At 30.7% G+C, this 2,946-nt stretch carries 2 pseudogenes; one reads left to right on the top strand and one right to left on the bottom strand.

Annotation, left to right across the window (positions count from 1 at the left end):
- Positions 1 to 1,689: 1,689 nt before the first annotated feature.
- Positions 1,690 to 2,145, bottom strand: a pseudogene (locus ACFIJ7_RS09170) (type ISP restriction/modification enzyme); the annotation flags it as partial.
- A gap of 608 nt (positions 2,146 to 2,753) precedes the next feature.
- Between ACFIJ7_RS09170 and ACFIJ7_RS09165 the strand changes: the two are divergent.
- A pseudogene (locus tag ACFIJ7_RS09165) lies at positions 2,754 to 2,946 on the top strand (ShlB/FhaC/HecB family hemolysin secretion/activation protein); the annotation flags it as partial.

The raw sequence follows: 2,946 nt of genomic DNA, 5'->3' as shown, positions 1-2,946 counted from the left end.
TAGAGCACGTATACGGTGTAAAGTAAGACCGTCAAAAGTGAATTTTTCATTGGTAAATTCGTATTTTTTTGCAGGCTCTTGTTGATTAACAGGCGCGGTTTCATTTGCAATATTAGAGATAACGGGGGTGTTGTTTGATATAGTTGTCATAATTAAATCCTTAACGTAAAATTGTTTGTTATTGACGCTCTTAACAAGCATCGGGCGCTAACAAACACGGCGTTAAGTCCGTTGCTTACACTTTTCCCATAAGGGTATTGTATGATGTAAGCACACCCGACAGAGTCATTATATGCTAATTAACACATAAAAAACAGCCAGTATTTTAAAAACATAGGAAAGGTTGTATCGTAACCTATCCGCTTAACGTAAAGTGTTTGTTAATCACTTGATCATTTATATAACAAAATACGTATTTATTGTCAAATAGTATTTTATCTTGTTTGATATTTTTTTATGTTTTTTAAATTCATTATGTGTAAATATTTATCATGTTCTTATCAATTGCTTCTTTTATATTTATATGCTTTTAAAGCTATATTATTGGATTTATGAAACGATTGCGTTATTTTCTGAATCTATACATTTATAATATTTAGAAACGCTCTCATAATGCGTATTTTTATCTTTATAAACTATCATTTTTTTACTAAATGAATTTTAATTTTTTTGTGAATTTTGTTTATAATACATTTGCAACTTAACAACCTTAATAAGCACCGCGCTCTTATAACCAGCGCATTCATTTGCATTATGATTATAAAACCTTGCTGTTTTTATGCATTCTTTATAGCCATGGCATCATTTTTCATTTTCATAAGAGAAACGATAAACATGATGATTGTGATTTATTGCTTGTTATGAAAACATCTAAAGAGAGACTGATAATTATAGAGATTAACAAAATCCTTTTTAATAGACCTGTGTCAGTTTTGTCAGTTCTTTTTAGACCCTATATCATTTTTTTCAAATGAGAAAAAATAAAAAACAATATATTTCAATATGTTAACTTTTATCAATTTTTCAAAATACAACTTATTAAAACAGCCATAACAAATAAATACAACTGTAAATATATATTTGTCAGTTTGTGTCAGTACATTGAATCGACAAAAGTGATCATTTAGTGAATGATTAAAACATGTCTTATGAGAGTATGTGATCTTTTAAAGCCTTTCAAAAGAAAGGGATTATAATCATAATAAATGTTATCAAGATCCTTATGGTTGTTAGTTTTGGAGGTTTAGGGGGGTGCTTCTTATACGTATTATTTTATTTTTTATCCAAAATAAAAGTTTATTATATTTCAAGTGGTTAATTTTATCAATTTTTCAAAAAACAATCTATATCAAAATACAACCTATAAATTCAACTAATGCTATATGTTTTGTAGGGTTTTTGGGGAGTAAACACCTTCAAAGCCTATAAGCAAAATGAATATACATAACTCTCTTTAAACAAAGCTTTTGAAAACAATAAAGCTATCATTTTAGATTACGGTATAATCTTTTAAAGGCAATCCAAATAAGAGTATCTAAAAGTGCAAATGATTTCTTTTTAGAATAACGCATATAAGCACTCTTTTTAAAGATTGTATCTAATCAACTTAACAAGAGAGGTATAGATTATAGCTATACTCTATACCCCTTGTGAGGTTAACATGCCTATCATATAAGTATGCTTTATAAGTTATTCAGTTTCTCTAATTTCTAATTTTGGTAAGTTCTTAACAATTTTCATTGTTTCTAAACTTACAGTAATAACCCTTTGAAACAACTCTAGAGGATAAGCAGGGTTGCCAATGGTTTCAACAGCATAACGATTGGCATCATTTACAATGCCACTCTTTTTATCTGTCTTTACACATTGACGCCCCATAACCCATTCAAGAGCGGGCTTGCCATTGACGATATACTCATAAGCTTCAAGAGGGATATCTGTTATTGTGATATTGCTGTTATAAAAAACAGTCGATTTATCCTTTTCCTTACTATTCTCAGCGAATTTCATTTCAGTCACATAATAAAACTTTTCTGGATTAGAGATCTCTGTAACTTTTGGATTACCCTTTTTAAAGGTTACTGGATAAGGTTTTACAGTTTCATAATTCACGTGCAAATGATCCAGTTCACGCCCTGTTACAACAGAGCTCCGTTTTCGTATGAGTGGTTTAATTCTTATCAAAAGAATCAAAACGAAGCTTATTAAATCCATTTTGAACGAATTGAGAAAAAATGCAGAAAAATACGAAAAAAGCAGATAATTTTTTCAAAAAGTTTTTTTAAAGGTACTTATCCACAGCCTATGACATGAGGTAAGATCAGCAAAATAGTGAATTTTGCTGTTCGTTTTACGGGTTAATCAAGACAAATGAACTATGTGCCTTGATAGGTTTTGAAGGTTTCTCAAACCTTCAAAACTCATAGATTAGGCGTCTTTTGAAGGTTCACTCTATGAATGCAAGGGGATATAGTTGAGCAAATTTATCCTTTATATTTATGGGGATATTGATGTATTAAACATTGACGCGCTAAACAGTTTTGGTTAAAGGTTTCTTCATATAAATGTGGGGGAGAAATCTTCAGCAATTTAAATAAAGCAGTTTTTCTAGTGTCACTTTTCTTTGGTAACGGAGGCATGTGCTTTTGTTAAAAGCGTTATAGGGCAGTGGCTGTTTTGAGTGGTCTTGTTAGAGGTTCATGAAGTTCTTTTAAATAATGCTTCATGAATAGTGCAAAGCGGGGCAATCTGTATTGTTTTCTGTATTTTTACGCCAAAGTTCTCTTTTGAGAATTTTTCGTGCCATTATTGTTTTATTTGGCTTGTTTACAGGTCTAAGTGTTTATGCGCGCTCCTCAGCTATTTTTCATTCCCCAACCGATAATTTTTCTCGCCAACAATCTGAGAAGCAGCAATTAGAAAGAATTGAGAATTTACGCGCTTTAA

Source organism: Bartonella sp. MR100HLJHH (assembly GCF_042194215.1).
GTDB classification, from domain to species: Bacteria; Pseudomonadota; Alphaproteobacteria; order Rhizobiales; family Rhizobiaceae; genus Bartonella; species Bartonella grahamii.
This window is presented reverse-complemented; position numbering and strand designations above follow the sequence as displayed.